The sequence below is a fragment of the Gilliamella sp. CG16 genome, assembly GCF_046635785.1.
In the GTDB taxonomy this organism is placed as follows: Bacteria; Pseudomonadota; Gammaproteobacteria; order Enterobacterales; family Orbaceae; genus Gilliamella; species Gilliamella apicola_I.
The window spans coordinates 384,200-404,427 of the sequence record NZ_JBIDFL010000001.1 but is presented as its reverse complement, the minus strand read 5'-3'; the positions used below and the strand labels follow the sequence as shown (position 1 = coordinate 404,427).

The 20,228-nt window shown below is 36.3% G+C and carries 19 protein-coding genes; 1 reads left to right on the top strand and 18 read right to left on the bottom strand.

What is annotated here, in order from left to right:
* Nucleotides 1–78: 78 nt before the first annotated feature.
* From ACGH47_RS01815 to ACGH47_RS01735, 17 genes are all read right to left on the bottom strand, one after another.
* The gene (locus tag ACGH47_RS01815; protein ID WP_411622518.1) at nt 79–2,523 is read right to left on the bottom strand and encodes an autotransporter outer membrane beta-barrel domain-containing protein; all 2,445 of its coding nucleotides are present in this window, start codon (nt 2,521–2,523) and stop codon (nt 79–81) included.
* A 101-nt stretch (nt 2,524–2,624) separates the two neighbouring features.
* Complete coding sequence (gene citG / locus ACGH47_RS01810) at nt 2,625–3,509, bottom strand: triphosphoribosyl-dephospho-CoA synthase CitG (RefSeq protein WP_411622516.1); 885 nt, start codon at nt 3,507–3,509, stop codon at nt 2,625–2,627.
* A 125-nt stretch (nt 3,510–3,634) separates the two neighbouring features.
* On the bottom strand, nt 3,635–6,598 hold the full coding sequence (locus ACGH47_RS01805; protein WP_411622514.1) for a DNA translocase FtsK 4TM domain-containing protein: 2,964 nt from the start codon (nt 6,596–6,598) through the stop codon (nt 3,635–3,637).
* 102 nt (nt 6,599–6,700) lie between these two features.
* Complete coding sequence (locus ACGH47_RS01800) at nt 6,701–7,222, bottom strand: gamma carbonic anhydrase family protein (protein ID WP_411622512.1); 522 nt, start codon at nt 7,220–7,222, stop codon at nt 6,701–6,703.
* The gene (locus ACGH47_RS01795; RefSeq protein ID WP_411622511.1) at nt 7,219–8,466 is read right to left on the bottom strand and encodes a Bcr/CflA family multidrug efflux MFS transporter; all 1,248 of its coding nucleotides are present in this window, start codon (nt 8,464–8,466) and stop codon (nt 7,219–7,221) included. Before ACGH47_RS01795 ends, ACGH47_RS01800 begins: the two co-directional genes overlap by 4 nt.
* A gap of 123 nt (nt 8,467–8,589) precedes the next feature.
* A complete protein-coding gene (rsuA, locus tag ACGH47_RS01790; protein WP_411622509.1) occupies nt 8,590–9,282 on the bottom strand; it encodes a 16S rRNA pseudouridine(516) synthase RsuA in 693 nt (230 codons plus the stop codon).
* 14 nt (nt 9,283–9,296) lie between these two features.
* Nucleotides 9,297–10,034, bottom strand: a complete 738-nt coding sequence (locus tag ACGH47_RS01785) for a class I SAM-dependent methyltransferase (protein ID WP_411622507.1) — start codon at nt 10,032–10,034, stop codon at nt 9,297–9,299.
* Nucleotides 10,021–12,048: an oligopeptidase A gene (prlC, locus tag ACGH47_RS01780; RefSeq protein ID WP_411622505.1), complete on the bottom strand. Its 2,028-nt coding sequence runs from the start codon at nt 12,046–12,048 to the stop codon at nt 10,021–10,023. Before prlC ends, ACGH47_RS01785 begins: the two co-directional genes overlap by 14 nt.
* Before the next feature lie 89 nt (nt 12,049–12,137).
* On the bottom strand, nt 12,138–12,395 hold the full coding sequence (locus ACGH47_RS01775; RefSeq protein ID WP_065558875.1) for a BolA family protein: 258 nt from the start codon (nt 12,393–12,395) through the stop codon (nt 12,138–12,140).
* An 86-nt stretch (nt 12,396–12,481) separates the two neighbouring features.
* A complete protein-coding gene (locus ACGH47_RS01770; RefSeq protein ID WP_065558874.1) occupies nt 12,482–12,754 on the bottom strand; it encodes an STAS domain-containing protein in 273 nt (90 codons plus the stop codon).
* 6 nt (nt 12,755–12,760) lie between these two features.
* Entirely contained in the window at nt 12,761–13,405 is a 645-nt protein-coding gene (gene mlaC, locus ACGH47_RS01765; protein ID WP_267352326.1) for a phospholipid-binding protein MlaC, read from the bottom strand.
* 12 nt (nt 13,406–13,417) lie between these two features.
* A complete protein-coding gene (mlaD, locus tag ACGH47_RS01760) occupies nt 13,418–14,002 on the bottom strand; it encodes an outer membrane lipid asymmetry maintenance protein MlaD (protein WP_267352325.1) in 585 nt (194 codons plus the stop codon).
* Nucleotides 14,003–14,013: 11 nt separating this feature from the next.
* Nucleotides 14,014–14,793 (bottom strand): lipid asymmetry maintenance ABC transporter permease subunit MlaE, encoded by a 780-nt coding sequence (gene mlaE, locus ACGH47_RS01755; protein WP_065558871.1) that lies wholly within the window; start codon nt 14,791–14,793, stop codon nt 14,014–14,016.
* 3 nt (nt 14,794–14,796) lie between these two features.
* On the bottom strand, nt 14,797–15,609 hold the full coding sequence (gene mlaF / locus ACGH47_RS01750; protein ID WP_267352324.1) for a phospholipid ABC transporter ATP-binding protein MlaF: 813 nt from the start codon (nt 15,607–15,609) through the stop codon (nt 14,797–14,799).
* Nucleotides 15,610–15,872: 263 nt separating this feature from the next.
* Entirely contained in the window at nt 15,873–16,571 is a 699-nt protein-coding gene (locus tag ACGH47_RS01745; protein WP_267380858.1) for a methionine ABC transporter permease, read from the bottom strand.
* On the bottom strand, nt 16,572–17,615 hold the full coding sequence (locus ACGH47_RS01740; RefSeq protein ID WP_411589907.1) for a methionine ABC transporter ATP-binding protein: 1,044 nt from the start codon (nt 17,613–17,615) through the stop codon (nt 16,572–16,574).
* Between the two features lie 13 nt (nt 17,616–17,628).
* Complete coding sequence (locus tag ACGH47_RS01735; RefSeq protein ID WP_411622503.1) at nt 17,629–18,765, bottom strand: amidohydrolase; 1,137 nt, start codon at nt 18,763–18,765, stop codon at nt 17,629–17,631.
* Nucleotides 18,766–18,947: 182 nt separating this feature from the next.
* On the opposite strand from ACGH47_RS01735, the gene ACGH47_RS01730 reads away from it, so the two are divergent.
* The gene (locus ACGH47_RS01730; RefSeq protein ID WP_411622501.1) at nt 18,948–19,796 is read left to right on the top strand and encodes a MetQ/NlpA family ABC transporter substrate-binding protein; all 849 of its coding nucleotides are present in this window, start codon (nt 18,948–18,950) and stop codon (nt 19,794–19,796) included.
* Nucleotides 19,797–19,829: 33 nt separating this feature from the next.
* On the opposite strand, the gene ACGH47_RS01725 is transcribed toward ACGH47_RS01730, so the two are convergent.
* A complete protein-coding gene (locus ACGH47_RS01725) occupies nt 19,830–20,159 on the bottom strand; it encodes a rhodanese-like domain-containing protein (RefSeq protein WP_411605098.1) in 330 nt (109 codons plus the stop codon).
* Nucleotides 20,160–20,228: the final 69 nt, after the last annotated feature.

Genomic DNA, 20,228 nt, shown 5'->3' with positions numbered 1-20,228 from the left:
TTTAATATAAAACTAAGGTGATACATTTTACCACCATAGTTTTATATTGCGAACTTTAATACAATTAAGTTTGAAATTTTAGAAATCTATCTTAGCACTTGCTGTAAAATAATGACTATTCTTTTTACTTTGACCAAAGTATTGATAATCAAGATTTAAATTTATCAACTGATATTGATAATTGATTCCAGCCCCTAAATTATATTGATTTTTCGTTCTGTTTGATGAATAGCTATGCATTTTAGATAATCCATTAATGCCATTAAGGGTAATATCACTATCAAATTTATTGCGACTAAAATTAAAAGTATAGCCGGTTTGACCCGTTAAAGTTAATTGACTATCCTTATTTTTGAAGAAAGAATATGTTGTGGTCAAATCAAGCGGCATCAATAGAGCAGAATTTGTCGCTTGACCATATTTGACTAAGTTGATCTTATCATAGCTAACATTGTGAGCACTGTTTTCGGTATAAATATAAGTTAAGCCAATACTTGGAATCATTGCAAATTCTTCGGTATTTTGCCAATGATAGCCAATAGCACCACCAAAATTCCATGTTTTGTTATTGAATTTTTCCTTGATAGTATTAAAACTATCGTGAGTTTTTAAATTATTTTTTCCGAAAGAATAGCCTGCGAATGTAGACCCAAGCATATTATTAGGAAATTTATAACTGCTGTAGAACTGAATTTGATATTGATGGATATCAGAATCATTTGATGAAGCCGCTTTATCCTTATATTTACCAGTGGAATAACCAATGGCACTACCCACTAAAAGATTATCGATAACTTCTTTATCGAACCCGAGCATAAACCCATTAGAAGTGTATTTATATCCAGAAATGCCCTGATTATTATCGGTATTTTCATAATGGTGAGTCAGGTTAACCCATAAATTATTTTCTTCACCTTGGTTTAGATGAAATTGGTGAACTCGTTTATCTAAAATGGCTTTGGTATCATTCAGTGAATTCATTGCGATTTCAGTTAAATGTAAACCATGATTATTATTATAAAGCCCAGCGATATTTTGATTAAAAAATAGTGTCGTTCCTTTTGATTCAATGGCTAAATTACCACGTGCCATATTGCTGAGTATTTGCCAATTTAATTTCCCAGCTTTGGAATTAGTTTTACTTATCATTTCATTATTATTTGTGTTATACATTGATTCATAAGCGACTTTTACCAAATTATTGGTCAATCGTTTTGCGACATTTTTTGAAGAAATACCTGATTGTTGATAATAACGTGAGATTTGGCGTTTAGCTGCATTTTGTGCATTTTTTACATCATCGAAATTGGTGACATTGCTCGCATTGACAAATACAAGTTCATTTCCCGATTGCTTAAAGTTCAAGTCCCCATAAATATTTTGAACAAGTGGTTTTAGTTGACCGTCTTGAATAGAGTGTATAGTTAATTTATTATTTGCGGCTAAAACTGTCGCATTTACATCGGTTGTCGTATATTTCAATCCATTTTTGATAAAGTCATCTGTTACTGAAAATTTGGCATTAGATGAAAGATTGATGTTATCACCGCGTATCACATTGACCTGTTTGGTATCAGAAATACCAAAGCTAACGATACCATCAATATTGAGTTGAGATGTTTTATTGGTTTGATCGCTAATTGACAGTGAACCCTTAGAAGATTCGATTGTCGCATTTTTACCAACATTTACTTGTCCATTTGGTGCGAGTTTTATAAAACCATTACCTCGGCTGGCACTCAAGATTCCTTGATCTACAACATCGAAATTACCCCCACGGCTGACATCAACCGTTCCCTCTCGCATGACAATCATTTTGCCTGTTTTACCTATTAAAACAGAAGAACGATTTGAATCCTTATTTGTCGTTTCTAATACTGTTTTTGCACCAATGATTTCAATGTCTCCGCCCGTTAAATTAAAGGTACGGGTGGTCAGTCTTGCAGGGGCAGAGGCGGTGCCAGCTAGATGATTATCGCCACTACGAATTTTCGTATCACCGTCAACAATAACCGTTGTTTTTCCTGTAGAATTTGGGCCGGTGCGCATTACGTTACCGGCTAAAATCATCAAACCACCTCGTTGTTTATCTGCACCTAACTCAACATTAATATCACCCGAAACATGAACGTTAATATCGTGCTCTATAGGATCAAAAGGAAAATCACTGTGTAATCCTAAATATTGGGTAAAGAATTTGGTATCAAATTTACCAATCCACGTGTCATTATAGATTTGAAAATTGCCTTTGATGAACATGTTAATGTCACCTTGTGCATTTGAGGCGGATTCGGTAGCTGTTTTGCCACTAAAACCCAAATGGAAAGATGCATCATCTTTAATCGTTAAACCATTTTCTGCAATAATATTCACTGGTGTAGTGCTGCTATTTGTTAAAAAATAACGTTCATCGATTTGGTTGAAAGGTAAAATGATGTCTGTAGTCACATCATGATTGTAAGCTTGTACACAATTGGCGCTAAAAGCACTGATTACTAATAAAGATATTGATTTCAATTTCATTGTTTTTTTAAGTTAATTTAATACTTTGGGGGTGAAATAATATATTATTAGTAATGATAATCAATATTATTTTTAATTTTTTTTGATGAATATCATTTTTGCTAGTATTGAGACAAAAACCAGGTTATTGCAATAAGATCAGCAGAACCACCAGGACTTAAATTGCGTTCAATCAACTTATCATCAAGTTGAGTTAATAGCTGAATGCCATCTGGGTGTGTAATGCCACCTTGCAAAATAATCTGCTTAGCCTGTTGTTTGACAAAGTTTAACCCCTCAAGCCCACCTCTTGATACCAAATTGGTATCCTGATTATAGGCAAGCAAGTATAGCAATGCTTGTAATAAGGAATCTTCTTCATTATAACCATTATGTTGCATCTGTTTGTAAATAGGGAGTGAGATATTTATTGCTGTAGCATAACCTGATTCTGCTTCTCCTCGTGCGCCAGATAGGTTGTGTAGTTTAAATAGCTTTTCACCCACGGATTTTATTTGATGATTTTGTTTAAGCTCATGCTCAACAATGCCTTGGCAAATTGTCGACACTTCGTGGCTGATACTTTGAATATTGATTTGTCGTTGTTGTTTCGTTAATCTACCGATAGCGCCAAGTAACAAACCAAAAGCAAAAATCCCACCTTTATGGGTATTAATTTGATGTGTAGCATGGTACATCGCTTGTTCACACTGTATCCCAATAGGTCTTATATCAGTTAAAAAAAGATGAGGATCTTTATTATCTGAATCTATTCCATACTGATAGAATGGTTCAAACCAACATGATATTGCCTCAATACTGGCAATAAAAGTTTGAAAATTCATATCACGGTGCGCACCGTTATTATTCATATCAACCAGCCCTGGTTTGGGCGATAAGCATATCTCTCTGATTAGAGATTTAATGGCAAATTGTACTGGTAAAGATTGCTGATCTTTAATCAGTTTTGATTCTATGAATGCCACTTGCTTTGAATAATCGTTCATTATTGATTAATACCTATATGAAATGTCAAACTTGCTTGTCTTTTTGAAATTGTTAGAAAAGGTAACTGAATGAATTAAACTGGCACATTACCAATCTATTTTTAAATAGATTGGTAATTGAAGAACTAGTAATCATTATGCGATGATGTAGCAAGTACTTCACGATTTCCATTGTGGCTTGGCGCACTGATAATGCCTTCGACTTCCATTTGCTCCACAATTCTTGCTGCTCGGTTGTAACCAATTCTAAATTTTCGCTGAACGCTTGAAATTGAGGCTCGGCGAGTTTCAACAACAAATTCCACAACCTGATCGAATAGGGGATCCAGTTCTTCGTCAAGACTATCTGAACTACCGCTTTCGCCGTCATCAGTGGCTACGGTGACATTTTCAATGTATTTTGGCGTACCACGCGCTTTCCAATCTTGAACGACCGCATGGACTTCTTCATCACGGACAAATGCACCATGAACACGTATCGGAATTGAACTATTAGGCGCAAGATATAGCATATCCCCCATACCAAGTAACGATTCTGCCCCCATTTGATCCAAAATAGTGCGTGAGTCTATTTTACTCGAAACTGTAAAAGCAATACGCGTAGGGATGTTGGCTTTGATTAAACCTGTAATTACATCTACGGATGGACGCTGCGTTGCTAATACAAGGTGAATACCCGCAGCCCGTGCTTTTTGAGCAAGCCTTGCAATTAATTCTTCGACTTTTTTACCCACCGCCATGATAAGATCGGCAAATTCATCAACCATGACAACAATATAAGGTAATTTTTCCAATGTCGGCATATTGAGATCCATACTGTCGGTTGGTTTCCAAAGTGGATCGGGAATCGGTCTACCCATTTCTTCTGCTTGTTTAATTTTTTCATTATAACCAGCAATATTGCGTACACCTAAAACTGACATAAGTCGGTAACGCTTTTCCATCTCATTAACACACCAATTAAGGGCGTTAGCGGCGTCTTTCATATCGGTCACTACTTGTGTTAATAGATGCGGGATCCCTTCGTAAATTGACAGTTCTAGCATTTTAGGGTCAATCATAATAAACCGGACATCTTCTGGCGATGATTTATATAAAATGCTTAAAATCATGGCATTGACACCAACGGATTTACCCGACCCCGTGGTACCGGCAACCAATAAATGTGGCATTTTAGCTAAATCGGCAACTACAGATTGCCCTGAGATATCTTTACCTAACACGATCGTAAGTGGCGATTGGGCATTTCTAAATTGTGGGCTGTCTAAGACTTCTCTAAAATAGACTGTTTGTCGATTTTTATTCGGTAACTCTATGCCAACATAAGGTTTGCCAGGAATGACTTCTACAACACGTACAGATGGCATTGAAAGCGAACGTGCCAAATCCCGATCTAGCGTAGAAATACGAGCAGCTTTGATACCCGGTGCAAGCTCAATTTCAAAGCGAGTAATAACTGGGCCAGGCATGTAATCGACAACTTTCGCTTTGACTCGATAGTCAGAAAGGCTTTTTTCAATCAATTCTGACATCGCATTTAAGGCTGCATGATCCACTTCAATGCGTGCTGTTGGTGGTGCAGTAAGCAAGTTTAATGACGGCAGTGGTGTGGTTGGTTTTGGTAATGGTTTATCATCACGTCTTAATAATGGGTGAATCAAACTTTCACCCTCATCATTCTCTTCCTCTTCGTTGTCATTTTCACGTAAAGCAAAAGTTTGCACTTGAGTCTCCTCTAGCCTTACCTCTTCTGGATAAATGTCATCTATAATTGGGTTTTCTTGTTTAAGAATGTCTATATCGACATCTTCAGGTGGTTGTGTTACTTGGTTTTCAACCTCAAAATTATGCTGAGTTTCAACTTTTGTGTTATAAGGTGTATTTATTTCTTTGAAATATGATATTTCTCTCGTTAGTTCATCTTGTGTTGCAACGATTGGACTATCAGGATTAGCTTCGTGCGCATTATGCGTTAAGGTAAATAACGGTTTGAACGGTGCATCGGTGATCGTGTATTTATCTTCTTCAAAAGGCTCTGTTATTTCAAGCTTTTTAGCTTGAAAGTCTTGACCGTCAGCTTGAATTATCTGGTCTTGATTTTGTTGTTCATTGATGTTTTTCAAAATCAATTCCATACGAGCTAAGATATCACTTTGATTAAGTTCATTGCTATTCTCTTTGCTCGATGTTTTTTTGGATGATTGCGTTTGTTTTGATGTTTCTAATGTTTGTAGTAGCTCTGCTGCTGTTTTGATGAGTTGTTCATTATCGTTAGCCGCTAAAGAGGTTGTTGAATTATCAGACGTTTTATTAATGCTTGTTTCTAATGACGGCTCACTATTTTTACTGCCTATATTTGTTTGAAAATCATCCATAGTATCTAATTGACTACTATTTGAATTAATTGACAGTGTTATTTGAGGTTCTTGGTCTTGAGATAATTTTTGATTTTTGGGTTCAGTATCGATTTGATTAACGTGATTGACACGACGGGATAGCAATAACCATTTTACTGGTGTAAGCAAAACCATAACAAAAGCACCAAGTTTTTCAATTATGTAAAGCCAAGATAGCCCCGTTAATAAAGTTACACAAGCAAAACAAACAGCAAGAAGAATCAAAGAAAGAACAAAGTTATTCATCATAGGTAAAAGATTTTCTATGACGATTGAACCAAGATAACCACCAGCTTCAAATTCGCTTGGATCACTAATATTTAATGCAAAAAAACCCGTACTACTAAAAACAAAGGCTAAAATACCAATTATCCGAAAAGAGACACTGAAATAATTAATCGGTTCGTTAGCATGTCGATAAAAATAACCAACTAACTGTACACAAATTAATGCAATAATGACAGGTAAACTAAATGCAATATAGCCTAGAAATTGGAACAAAATATCGGAAGCATAGGCACCAATTAAACCACCAAAATTACTGACAGGATAATGCCAAGCCGTACGTGACCAACCCGGATCCGATGAGTTATAAGTCGATAGTGATAAAAACAAGCAAACGGATAATCCTATTAACGCTAATAGAATAAGTTCAATTATTATCTGTTTTCCTGTGATTTTTTGCTTTTTCAAACATGTACCTTAAAAATATCGCAGTAAATGGTTGGTATTTTACCATAAATTGCAATCTCTCACAGAGTGAATATGTTTAAATCACAATTTATTGGGCTACGATTAATCGACAAGATTGAGCGTTTTATTGAATCTTTCGCCATTTTGAACATAATGTTGTGCATTTTCAATATTGGCTGCGATTTCTGCTTGCGTTAATTTACGTACGATTTTAGCTGGGGAGCCAAGAATTAAGCAACCTTCTTCATAGGGTAAGCTATGCGTAACAAGGGAATTAGCACCGACTAAACAGTTTTTGGCAATTTTAGCACCATTCAATATGGTACTGCCCATGCCAATTAGAACGTTATTGTCAATGGTACAGCTATGAAGAATAACATTATGGCCAACGGTGACATTTTCACCTACGATACACGGAATATTCGTTTCAATATGTATCGTTGAATTATCTTGTATATTGCTATTTTTACAAATGAAAATAGGTGCGATATCACCTCGTAAAACGGCATTAAACCAAATTGAAACACCTTCTTCTAAAACTACATTGCCAATGATATCCGCCGAATTAGCTATAAAACAGCGTTGATGAATTTGTGGTTTTAAATCACCCAATTGATAGATCATTGTTCATTCCTTCTGAAAGATTTTATACGCAAAAATAAACTGACCGCAATAAAGTTACTGATTACCATTGAACCAACCATGAGCCATTCGCTCATGTTATGATTAACGGTTGTCTGGGGATGAGCAGCGACTAACGTAGAAAGTATTACACCAATAGCCCCCGCTACCGCAAATCGAAGCGTGCCTGCCAGCGAAGATGCCGTGCCTGCAATATGAGAATAGAAATCCAACACCACCGCCATGCTATTTCCGCCAATGATTGATATACAACCAATATAACCCGCTACACAGATAACTAAATAGATAAACCCTAAATTGGTTATAGTTACCACTGTAAGTGCGATAGCCATGATAAATTGAATTAAAAGCCCAAATTGCATCATTTTGATTGAACCGACACGGCGAACAAAACGGCTATTAATCGTATTCATTATAATCATTACGGTAATATTGAGTGCAAAATAATAACCAAAATGGATTGATTCGACACCATGCAAGTTCATATAGACAAATGGCCCTAAACTAAGAAATGAGAATAATCCAGCCCCTGAAAATGCCCCGATCATCATATAAGACAATACTTGTGTATGCCGAAATAACGTTATGAAATTACTGAGAATACGCGTTAAACTAAATTTATCTCGTTTAGATTGACTTAATGTTTCTGGAATAGCCGTAAAAACGAATACCAAACACAACAATGCAATTAATCCAAGGGCAAAAAAATTGGCTTGCCAATTAAACCAATATAATACAAATCCGCCAATAATCGGTGCAAGTAGCGGAGCGACATTTGAGATTAACATAACAAAAGACATCATTTTAGAAAACTCATCACGATCACGATAAATGTCTTTCATTAATGCGTTCACAACGATAGCTGTTGCAGCAGCCGCTATACCATGAAAAAATCGAGCCGTAATCAATTGATGAATGTTGGCCGCAATACCACAACTTATAGAAGCTAATATGAAAATAATTAACCCAAAAATTAAGACATAACGGCGCCCATAACTATCAGTTAAAGGACCAAAAATGAGTTGACCAAATGAAAATCCCAATAAATAACAACTAATGGTGAGTTGTACTGTTGCATCAGAAACATGAAAATTTTCGGCGATGGTTGGCATACTTGGTAAGTACATATCTATGGATAGTGGCATTAACATAGATAATAATCCAAGAATAAAAATAAGTGCTTTTTTCGAGATGTTGATCTCTATTGGTTTGTCATAGGGCTGCACGTAGCGATTCCTTCATGGATTGTTGGCTTTCATTAATTATTAACTTTTCATTTTTTGATAATAATGGCTCGATTAAATTAGCTTGATCATTAAATTCACTTATTAATGACGGCTTTATATTGGCTATTTACAAAATGATTTAATCTCATCTTCCGTAAGCGGACGATATTCGCCTTCAGGAACATCGAGAATAATATTGCCAATTTGTTTGCGATGCAATGCAGTAACATGATTGTTTACCGCCGCAAACATCCGTTTAACTTGATGATAACGTCCTTCGCTAATAGTTAATTCCGCATGATATTCATTGATGATTGTGAGTTTAGCGGGTTTTGTCAGTGTTTTTTCATTTTTTAACTGAATGCCATTGTGAAATATTTCAATTAAATTATCGGTTAATGGGTGTTCAACCGTCACTTGATAAACTTTTTCGCAATGGTGTTTAGGTGACGTAATGCGATGTGACCACTGACCGTCATCGGTTAATAACACAAGTCCAGTCGTATCAAGATCCAATCGTCCCGCTGCATGAAGTTTTTCAGACATGGGTTCATCAATAAAATAGAGAATTGTTGGATGATCAGGATTATCCGTCGAGCAGACATAGCCTTGAGGTTTATTCAACATAAAGTAGCGGTTTTGTGTGATGGGTATGATTTCATAACCATCGTATTCGACAAGTTGTTCTGGACTAAGTTGATAAGCTCCTGATTTTATGATTTCACCATCCACGGTAACTTTTTTCGCTTTTAATTCCTTATTGACGATTGTACGGCTAATGCCTAAATGGTGAGCGAGAAATTTATCTAATCGCATAATATTTATCATTCCTATAGTGCACTGACAGGGGTATATATATCAAATCGGTGATTTTTGGTTTTAATTTCTGCGGTTGGTTTTTCATTGGCGAGAAAAGGTGCAGAATCCGGTCTTTTTACGACAACCCGTTTTTTAGCTAAGCACCTTGCCGGTTCAAGTAGACTATCAGCATCACTATCACTCCCCACCAATTGTTGAAAAATACGCATTTCTTTTTTGACTAGCGCACTTTTTTGACGATGTGGAAACATCGGGTCAAGATAGACAACATCTGGCTTATCTGGATAGGAATCAAGTCCAGTAATACTCGAATGATAGATAAGATGTAAATGCTGCTGAAGCCAACTACCTATATTGGGATCTTGATAGGCACGTTGTAGACCATCATCTAACAAAGCCGCAACGACAGGATGTCTTTCAAACATGGTGACATGACAACCTACAGCCGCTAATACGAATGCATCACGTCCAAGCCCAGCCGTTGCATCCACGACGGTAGGTAAGTAATCACCTTTTACCCCAACAGCTTTTGCTATCGCTTCACCGCGTCCTCCGCCAAATTGACGGCGATGCGCCATGGCGCCAGAGGTAAAATCAACAGAGATGGCACCTAATTTAGGCTCATCTGTTTTTTGTAACGCTAGCTGATCATGTTGATTAAGTAGGACAAACGGAAGATCTTTATGTGTGGACAACCACTGCTCAGCTAATTGGCTTAGCTGAGCGCAATGAGAACTAGTGGATACCATAATGACGTAGTAAAGCCTCTAGTTGGGGTTCGCGACCTCGGAAGTTTTTGAACAGTGTCATAGGTTCATCGCTTCCACCTTGCGATAAAATTTTGTCGAGGAAAGCATTTCCCGTTTTTGTATTAAAAATGCCTTCTTCTTCAAAGCGAGAAAAGGCGTCTGCTGATAATACTTCAGCCCAGAGATAGCTGTAATAACCTGCGGCATAGCCCCCTGTAAAAATATGGCTAAAGGCGTGAGGGAATCGTCCCCATTCAACAGTTGGAACCACAGCGACTAATTCTCGAACTTGCTTTAATGTTTCTAAAATATCAGGATCTTTTTGACTGTGAAGTTTAAAATCAAACAGCCCAAACTCTAACTGACGTAAAATAAATAGCGCTGCTTGATAATTTTTAGCATCTAACATTTTTTCAAGCATTTCAGCAGGTAAAGGTTCACCTGTTTCATAATGTCCAGAAATAAACGCTAAAGCTTCGGGTTCCCAGCACCAGTTTTCTAAAAATTGGCTTGGTAATTCAACTGCATCCCATGGCACACCATTGATTCCTGCAACTGAAGAGACATCAATTTCAGTCAGCATATGATGAAGTCCATGTCCAAACTCATGAAATAGCGTTGTGACTTCATTATGTGTAAATAGTGCAGGTTTATCGCCAATAGGGCGGTTAAAATTGCAGGTTAAATAAGCAACTGGTTTTTGCACGTGACCATCCGCAAAACGCATACGACCAATACAATCATCCATCCATGCGCCTCCTCGTTTATGTTCACGAGCATATAAGTCAAGGTAAAAGCTACCTTTTAATTCACCATCTGTATTATAGAGGTCATAAAATTTAACTTCAGGATCCCAAACTTCGACGCCTTGTCGTTGTTTTGCCGTAATGCCAAATACACGATGAACAACTTCAAATAGACCATTTATAACAGTTTGCTCTGGGAAATAAGGGCGCAACTCTTCATCATTGATGGTATAAAGATATTGTTTTTGTTTTTCACTGTAATAAGCTATGTCCCAAGGTTTAATATCACTAGCGCCAAAAAATTCGTAAGCATAACGTTTTAAATCGGCGAGTTCTTTTTCGCCTTGCGGTTTTGCCTTACTTGCTAAATCAGTTAAAAATTCGATGACTTGCTGTGTAGATTCAGCCATTTTTGTTGCCAAGGATTTATCGGCATAAGTCTCAAAGCCTAATAAATGTGCTAGCTCATCACGCAATGATAAAATTTGTTTTATTATTTCAGTATTATCCCATTTACCCGCGTTGGGTCCTTGGTCTGATGCTCTTGTATTATAAGCTTGATAAAGCTCAAAACGCAGATCACGATTATCACAGTAAGTCATAATAGGTAAATAACTTGGGATATCAAGGGTGAGTAACCAGCCTTCTTGACCTTTGGCTTTGGCTTGCTCTTTAGCTGCTGCTAATGCACTTTCTGGCATGCCTGTAAGGTCATCTAAATTTGTGATTAATTTTGTCCACCCCATGGTCGCATCTAAAACATTGTTACTATATTTAGAGGAGAGTTCCGAAAGTTTAGCAACGATTTCACCATAGCGCTTTTGTTCATCTTCCGGTAATCCGATTCCGGATAACTCAAAGTCACGTAATGCATTATCGATCACCTTTTTTTGCGCTTTAGTCAGTTTGGTATACTCTTCACTTTCTTTAATCTGTTTATAGGCTTGATAAAGCGGTTTATGCTGTCCAACCCATGTGCTGTATTCTGATAATAATGGCAAACAAGCTTCATAGGCTTCTCTCAGTTCAGGGCTATTTTTTACAGAATTAAGATGGCTTACTGGAGACCATGCTCGACTAAATTTTTCGTCCATTTCATCAATGGGTTGGATTAAATTATCCCAAGTGTATTGACTATTTTTAGTTAATACGGTTTCAATCGTATGACGACAATTTTTCAAAGCCTCTTGAATTGCAGGTAAAACATGTTCAGGCTTGATTTGAGAAAATAAAGGAAGTGGTGTAGTTTTTAGTAATGGGTTTGTCATGTTGCGATACCTTTGTACAATGATATTGTTGTTTTATAGAACATCAGGTTATGGAAATAGCCATTCATTTAGTTTTGATGAAGAGGGCACTATAATCCCATTAATTTCCGCTCACGTTGCCATTCTGTTGGAGTATAAGTTTTAATTGATAAGGCATGAATACGGTTATCATTAATAAATTCTGCGAGAGGAGCATAAATAACTTGTTGCTTTTTAACTCTGCTTAGATCTGCAAATAATTCACCAATAGCAATGACCTGAAAATGACTACCATCATTAGTCATGACATGCACTTCCTCAAGATTAAGTGAACTTTTTAATTTATCTATTATTTGCTGTTTGTCCATTATTAAAACTCATTATTTTTTGTGATTTTATGTTGAATATTATTCATATTATCTTAATTTGTCTTTTGATTAAAGATGAGCGTAACTTATTTTAGTATCACTGGTTGTAAATCATAAAGCGCAATTAAAGTAAGTAACTGAGGATTCACACTGTCTAAAGTAACATTATATTTATTACAAAAATAGACAAGTGTGGCAAGTCCCGAAGAGTCAACACGAATCAGCTGTGCCACATCAATTTTTTTCACCTCTTTTAATAGTGTATTTTGTATTGACCATATATCACTTAAGGAGTGAGCATCAAGCTCACCCTTTAGATATAATATATCTTGTTGCTTTTCGGTTGTGATTCGTGACATGTTAAGTTAACCTTTAGGTTTTTGATTCGGGTCTATTTTACGATTGGAAAGGTCATTTAATTGCTTCGTTAATGCATCAATACCATTTTGTCTTAAAATAGTTGACCATTCATTTTGCTTGGTAGTAATCATACTTACCCCTTCGGCAATTAAATCGTAAGCTTTCCATTCACCCGTCACCGAGTTCTTTCGCCATTGAAAATCAATACGTAATGGTTGTTGACCTTTGTCTGGTTGATTTAATAATACTCGAATAGAAATTAATGTTTTTCCAGTTAAATCTTTTGCTTTTTCAACTTGGTAAGATTGCCCATTATACATAGATAGTGCTTGTGCAAAAGCTTGAACGAGATAGTTTTCAAAAGCATTAAAATAGGCTGTACGTTGCGCATCGGTCGCATCTTTATAGGCGTTGCCTAGAATTAGCGCACCCGCATATTTGACTTGTACATAAGGCAATAGGTCAGATCTCACAATATCTTTGAGCAAATTAGGATTTGATTTAATTGCTGATTGTTGTGCTTTCATGGTACTAAAAATTTTGTCAGCGGCCACTTGCATTTCATCATAAGGATTATTATCAGCAAAAGCTGACATACTAACTGCTAAAGCGAAAATTAAAAAAATAGTTTGCTTAAATTTGGTTAACATAATGACAACTCCTTACTGTTCATTTGTATCTTGCGTATTTTGTTTCTTTTCTTTATTTGATGAATCACCCATACTATAAAGAAACTGACCAATTAAATCTTCTAACACCATTGCTGGTTTAGTATTGCTAACAACAAATCCTTCTTGAAAATAAGGTGGTTTGTCATTTTTTTGAGCCGTTGTATTAGTGGCATCAGGAGCATCTAATGCGTCAATGGCGAATTCGGTCGATTGATCTAACCCCAAATTGATATCAATAAATTGTTCACCTAAAATTCCTGAGGTTTTGATTGATAGTGAGCTGGAGCTTGGAATTTTATTGTACTGACTATCGATATCCATTGTTACATACGGTTTATAAATATCACTTCCTGATGATGTTAAGCTAATATTGGTTATTCGCCCAATTACCACCCCACCAATTTTAATTGGTGATCTAACTTTTAATCCGCCAATATTGTCAAATACGGCGTATACTCGATATGAATTATGGCTAGTAAAAGATGTAGGATCGGTAACGCGAAAACATAAAAATAGTACTGAGCAAATGACTAGTACCATGAATAATCCAACTGTAATTTCGACTTTACGACTCATGTTTAATGACCTCAATGACTAAACATTAATGCGGTTAAAATAAAATCTAACCCCAAAATAACTAATGATGAATAAACAACTGTATTGGTAGTTGCTCGACTAATTCCTTCAGATGTTGGTACGCAATCGTAACCATTAAAAAGTGCAATCCAAGTACTGGCAATTGCAAAGGCAAAACTTTTTACAAAACAGTTGCCTAAATCATGCCACCAGTCAACATTACTTTGAATGGAAGACCAAAAAAATCCTGCATCAATACCTTTCCAATCAACGCCAACTAATACACCACCTAAAATACCAACCGCGACAAAAATAGCCGTTAAAAACGGCATAGAGAAAAATCCAGCCCAGAAACGGGGTGCAATAATACGCCGTAATGGATCGACTGCCATCATTTCCATGCTTGATAGTTGTTCGGTAGCTTTCATGAGACCAATTTCAGCTGTTAACGCCGAGCCGGCACGTCCAGCAAATAATAATCCAGCAACAACAGGGCCTAGTTCACGCAATAAAGCGAGCGCAACCATCATACCTAAACTTGCCTCAGCACCAAATGTGGTTAAGATAAAATAACCTTGTAGTGCAAGCACCATACCAATAAAAAGTCCGGATACAATAATAATCGTTAAAGATTGTACGCCAACAAAATAAAATTGTTTGACCAGTAATGGGAACTGTTTCGCAAATTGTGGACGTCCAATGAGTGCTCCAAAAAGCATCATCCCTGAACGCCCCATTAAAGCAATAAGATTAATTAACCATTTTCCCAATCTTTCAAGTAAATTAAACATATGTTATATACCTCGGCTTAGGTCTAATTTATAGTCATCAGCGGGATAATGAAAAGGGACTGGTCCATCAGCTAAGCCTTCAAGAAATTGTTTTACACGCAAGTCGTCATTTTCGCGTAATTGCTGTGATGTTCCGCCTGCAATAATGTGTTGTTCAGCAACGATGTAAGCATAGTCCGCAATACTAAGGACTTCATTCACATCATGACTGACAACAATACAGGTTAATCCAAGCGATTGATTGATTTCTGAGATTAATTTAACAATGACGCCCATTGAGATTGGGTCTTGACCGGCAAAAGGTTCATCAAACATAATTAAATCAGGGTCAAGGGCAATGGCTCTGGCTAGCGCAGCTCGCCTTGCCATACCTCCGGATAATTCTGACGGCATCATACGGGCGGCGCCTCGAAGTCCAACAGACTGGAGTTTCATCAATACTAAATTGTGTAATACAGGCTCAGGTAAATCAAGGTGTTCACGAATCGGGTAGGCAACATTATCGAAAACAGAAAGATCGGTAAATAGTGCGCCAGATTGGAATAGCATGCTCATGCGTTTTCTAACTTCATAGAGTCGGGCGCGAGACATACTTGGAATATCTTCACCATCGAATAATATTTTTCCTGATTGAGGTTTTAATTGACCACCGATTAGACGCAGTAGCGTGGTTTTACCAATACCTGAAGGCCCCATAATCGCTGTCACTTTGCCTTTTGGGACATTCAAGCTCATATTTTTATAAATTGGTCTTGTTCCTCGATAAAATGACATATCATGAATTTCAACCAAATTTTGCTGTAATGAGTCAGTCACTATGATTCCTACACTACCTTAATTAATTAAAATTAACGTTATTTTACTTGATAATGGCAAATAAAGAAATCGATAAAACATATTGTCAATCCTTATATTATGGTAATGCTTAAGGTAAAAAGCATTTTTTAATTAAAAATCACTGAATCTTGATTTGTAATAGTCAAAAAAACTAAATGAGGTTTTTAGCGTGTTAAATCATTTTTTAGTCTGGCATTAAGCTGCGTTTCTAATCGGTTCAAATAATAATCACATATTCTGATTTATTCATGCCTTGCTTTGCGAGCTAAAAAATTACCTGTGCTTTGCACCAATTGAATCACAATAACTAAAATGACCACGCAAATATAGGTAACTGTGGTATCAAAACGTTGATAACCATATGAAATGGCTAAATCACCAATTCCGCCTGCGCCAACTGCACCTGCCATTGCTGTCGCTCCAATTAAGCCGATAGTGGCAGTGGTTAGGGTTAAAATCAATGAACTAAATGCTTCAGGTAATATAAAGTACCAAATGATCTGGATTGGTGTTGCCCCCATTGATTCAGCGGCTTCAATAATGCCACTGTTTACTTCAAGTAAAGAATTTTCAACTAAGCGAGCAATGTAAGGGGCGACATAAAATGTTAAAGGCACGATAGCTGCTGTTGTACCAATCGAACTACCCACAATAAATTTAGTAAAAGGGACAATTGCCACTAGTAAAATAATAAAAGGTAGCGAACGAACTAAATTAATAATAGGATTCATAATCCGATATATTCGATTATTTTCAAGCAATCCTCCTGGGCGAGTTGTCACTAAACAAACACCGAGTGAAATACCAATTAATGAACCCAATATTAAAGCGAAAAACACCATATAAAATGTTTCATAACTCGCTTGGATAAATTGCTCAACTGTCACGGTGGTTGAAATATTAGCTTTGAAATATTCAAGGATATTGGTGAAAATTTGCATTTAGTTTTCCTCCCAGTGGTTTATTTCAGTAACTTGTACGCCATGTTCTCGAAGGAATTGTACGGCTTCTTGGATATTGCTATCGTTACCTTTTAACTGAATAAACATACTGCCTAAAACCGTTTTTTCAATTTCAGACATATGAGCAAATAGAATATTAACGACAACAATTTGTTTTAAAATGAGTGAGTTGATAACAGGCTCTGAAGCTGAGCGACCTAAAAATTCAAGTTTAAATAGTTTAATATTGTCTTTTTTGCCTTCTAGCTCTAACAAATTTTCAACAACACCCTTTGGGATTTGATTACTAATGACTGAATTGACAAAATTTCGAGTTGTTTGGTGTTGTGGGTGTCCAAATACATCCAGCACGTTGCCTTGTTCAATAATTTTACCTTTTTCCATTACGGCTACCTTATGACAAATTTGTTCAATAACATGCATTTCGTGCGTGATTAAAACTACCGTTATTTTATATTTTTCATTGATTTTTTTGATTAAATCTAAGATTGCTCGTGTAGTTTGAGGATCAAGCGCTGAAGTTGCTTCATCACAAAGTAAAATATCCGGATCGTTAGCTAACGCTCTAGCTATGCCGATTCGCTGTTTTTGTCCGCCAGACAGCTCTTTAGGATAACTATCTGCTTTGTCACTTAATCCAACAAATTCTAATAATTCATTTACTTTTTGTTTAATTGTATGTTTATCTTTTTTGATTAGAATTAAAGGAATAGCAATATTTTCATAAACGGTTTTTGATTCAAGTAAATTAAAGTGCTGAAATATCATGCCGATCTTTCGCCTAACTTGGCGTAAATCAGAACTGGATAGTTGATTTAAAATTTGATTTTGTACGATCACTTGACCTTGTGTCGGTTTTTCAAGGTAATTAATTAAACGAACTAAAGTGCTTTTGCCTGCACCACTATAACCAATGATGCCAAAAATATCCCCTTTATCAATGGTTAAGTTGATCTTGTCTAAGGCTTGAGTGGTGATGCCGTTTCGCTCATATTGCTTGGATACATTTTCAAATCTAATCATTCTTGCGTCCCTATTAACTTTGGTCTATTTGGATAAGCGCTTGTTTGGCAAGTTTAGCTAAATAGTTTGCTGCAGGTATTATCATGTCAGGATTAATTTGAAATTTAGGGTGGTGAAGTGCATAAGGGCTTTGAGAACCAAGGTTAATAAATGCGCCCGGTACATGATGTAAATAATGGGCAAAATCTTCACCGCCTAATTGAGGTTGAAAATCAATGATTTCATAACCCTCTTGTCTCGCAATATTTTTTGCAAGCTCGACCCATTTTTCTACATTTATGATTGATGGAGGGCCTTCGAACCATTTTAATTCAGCTTTTGCGCCCATTGCAATAGCAATATGTTCAATAATAGATCTTAACTGTTGTTTGACTTTAGCTCTGATTTGCGGTGTAAGGGTCCTTACCGTGCCTTCCATTTCAACCTTTTCAGGTATCACATTCCAAGTATTTCCACCTTCAAATTTAGTAATGCTGACAATTACAGCATCAAGACCACTTACAGAACGACTTGAAATAGTTTGTATGGTGTTTACAATTTGTGCACCAATAACAATAGGATCAATACCCGATTCAGGTCTTGCTGCATGTGCTCCAACACCGGTTATGGTAATTTCAATGCGATCAACATTAGCTGAAAAAGGGCCAGATCGTGATGCCATTTGATTAATGGTTAAATTAGGGTTGTTGTGTAAACCGAGTATGGCATCTATCCCTTTTAATGCCCCAATTTTGATAAACTGTAGAGCTCCACTAAAGTTTTCTTCCGCAGGTTGGAATAGTAAACGAATGGTCCCTGTTAAATCTTTTTCGTGTTCTTTTAAAAGATAAGCCGCTCCCATTAAAATTGATGCATGTACATCATGCCCACAAGCGTGCATAACATTTTTATTTTGGGAACGATAATCACAATTTGTTTGTTCATGGATGGATAACGCATCAATATCAGCTCGTAAAGCCAGAATAGGTGAACCTGTTCCTATTTCGGCAATGACCCCCGTTTTAGCACCTAATTCTAAAATTTTAATGTTTGCTTTTTCTAAATACGTTTTCAATATTTTAGTGGTATTGAACTCCTGATTTGAAAGCTCAGGATTTTGATGTAATGTAACAAAAAGTTGATGAATAGTTTGTGCAATGGGCTGATGCATAATATATCCAAAAAATGATTATGAGATGTTTTTAACGTTAGCACAGCTTAATTTTTCAACCTAATAATCGTTTTTTATATCTTATTCCAAAAAGTTATAAGATAGAATAACTTGGAATAAATAAACCATTATTTCTGTGCTAGAGTAAAACAAATGTCGATAGCCGATAAAGGGTAACTCAAATGAAAAATGGTTTTATCAAACATAAATTCTTACAACATATTGCTATTGTGGTTTTATTTAGTTCTGCATGTTTAATGAGCGCTTGTGATAATTCCTCAAAACAAGCTAATAATCAAACCAAAAAAGAGATTAGTATGGGGGTATCACCCGGCCCGTATAATGATCTTTTTAGAGATGCGGTAAAACCTATTCTTGAATCAGAAGGATATAAAGTTAAACTGGTTAATTTCCCACATTTATTAGAATCAGATGTGGCATTGAGTGAAGGAAGCATTGATTTAACCGTTGCACAGCATACTGCTTATATGAATGTATTTAATGCCCAACGCAAAGCTAATTTAAAGCCAGTTGTGCATGTGCCATCGGTACCTGCGGCGATTTTCTCTAATAAATATCAATCATTAGATAAGGTTTTTTCTGGAGCTAAAGTGGCGATTCCTCAAGATGCTTCAAATGCTGCACGGTCTTATAATTTACTTGAAAAAGCAGGATGGATTAAATTGAAAGAAAATACGAATCCTATTTTAGCGAGTAAAAATGATATCGCTGAAAACTTAGAGGGCATCGATATTATTGAAATGGATTCGGCAAATATTCCTAGAGTTCTTAATGAGCTTGATTTTGCTGTCATTCCGGGGAGTATTGTTTATTCGGCCAACATTGATTCGAGCAAAGCATTGCTTTTGGAAACCATTGTCCCCGATTTAGAAATTATGGTTGTGGTGAATGAAGGTAATGAAAACAGTCAATGGGCGCAGGATGTTAAACGTATTTATCAATCCCAACAATTTAAGGATTATATGCAAGCTCACAATCAAAATGGTTATTGGGTGATGCCACAAGGATAAAATCCAAAATGTGCCCGTTGTGAAGGCGGGCATTTAATATCTTGGCATTTGCGTATCAACGGTTAATGCCCAAGCATCAATCCCACCACTAAGATTATAAAGATAATCAGTATCAAAACCATTTTCAGCTAAATAATTGGCAACATTAAGGCTCCGAACTCCGTGGTGACAGTAAAGTACAATGTCGATTTCATCGGGTATTTTATCTAAACAAAGTGGGATAAGATTCATTGGAATATGGACGGAATTTTCAAGGTGGCATATTGCTACTTCATTAGATTCTCGTACATCAAGTAAAAACAGAGGATGTTTCTGATTTAATTTTTCTGCAAGTTCTGTCGGTGTAATAGATTTTATGTTGATCATGATTTCTAATACTGTTAAGTAATGTTAAAAAGTTTGATGTTTTATTTGTGTCTGAATATAAAGCAA

Excerpts from the sequence above, each read along its gene's own strand:
- ACGH47_RS01815 (WP_411622518.1), bottom strand. The coding sequence starts at position 2,523 with ATGAAATTGAAATCAATATCTTTATTAGTAATCAGTGCTTTTAGCGCC.
- citG (WP_411622516.1), bottom strand. The coding sequence starts at position 3,509 with ATGAACGATTATTCAAAGCAAGTGGCATTCATAGAATCAAAACTGATT.
- ACGH47_RS01800 (WP_411622512.1), bottom strand. The coding sequence starts at position 7,222 with ATGATCTATCAATTGGGTGATTTAAAACCACAAATTCATCAACGCTGT.
- rsuA (WP_411622509.1), bottom strand. The coding sequence starts at position 9,282 with ATGCGATTAGATAAATTTCTCGCTCACCATTTAGGCATTAGCCGTACA.
- ACGH47_RS01785 (WP_411622507.1), bottom strand. The coding sequence starts at position 10,034 with ATGGTATCCACTAGTTCTCATTGCGCTCAGCTAAGCCAATTAGCTGAG.
- prlC (WP_411622505.1), bottom strand. The coding sequence starts at position 12,048 with ATGACAAACCCATTACTAAAAACTACACCACTTCCTTTATTTTCTCAA.
- ACGH47_RS01775 (WP_065558875.1), bottom strand. The coding sequence starts at position 12,395 with ATGGACAAACAGCAAATAATAGATAAATTAAAAAGTTCACTTAATCTT.
- ACGH47_RS01770 (WP_065558874.1), bottom strand. The coding sequence starts at position 12,754 with ATGTCACGAATCACAACCGAAAAGCAACAAGATATATTATATCTAAAG.
- mlaC (WP_267352326.1), bottom strand. The coding sequence starts at position 13,405 with ATGTTAACCAAATTTAAGCAAACTATTTTTTTAATTTTCGCTTTAGCA.
- mlaD (WP_267352325.1), bottom strand. The coding sequence starts at position 14,002 with ATGAGTCGTAAAGTCGAAATTACAGTTGGATTATTCATGGTACTAGTC.
- mlaE (WP_065558871.1), bottom strand. The coding sequence starts at position 14,793 with ATGTTTAATTTACTTGAAAGATTGGGAAAATGGTTAATTAATCTTATT.
- ACGH47_RS01745 (WP_267380858.1), bottom strand. The coding sequence starts at position 16,571 with ATGCAAATTTTCACCAATATCCTTGAATATTTCAAAGCTAATATTTCA.
- ACGH47_RS01740 (WP_411589907.1), bottom strand. The coding sequence starts at position 17,615 with ATGATTAGATTTGAAAATGTATCCAAGCAATATGAGCGAAACGGCATC.
- ACGH47_RS01735 (WP_411622503.1), bottom strand. The coding sequence starts at position 18,765 with ATGCATCAGCCCATTGCACAAACTATTCATCAACTTTTTGTTACATTA.
- ACGH47_RS01730 (WP_411622501.1), top strand. The coding sequence starts at position 18,948 with ATGAAAAATGGTTTTATCAAACATAAATTCTTACAACATATTGCTATT.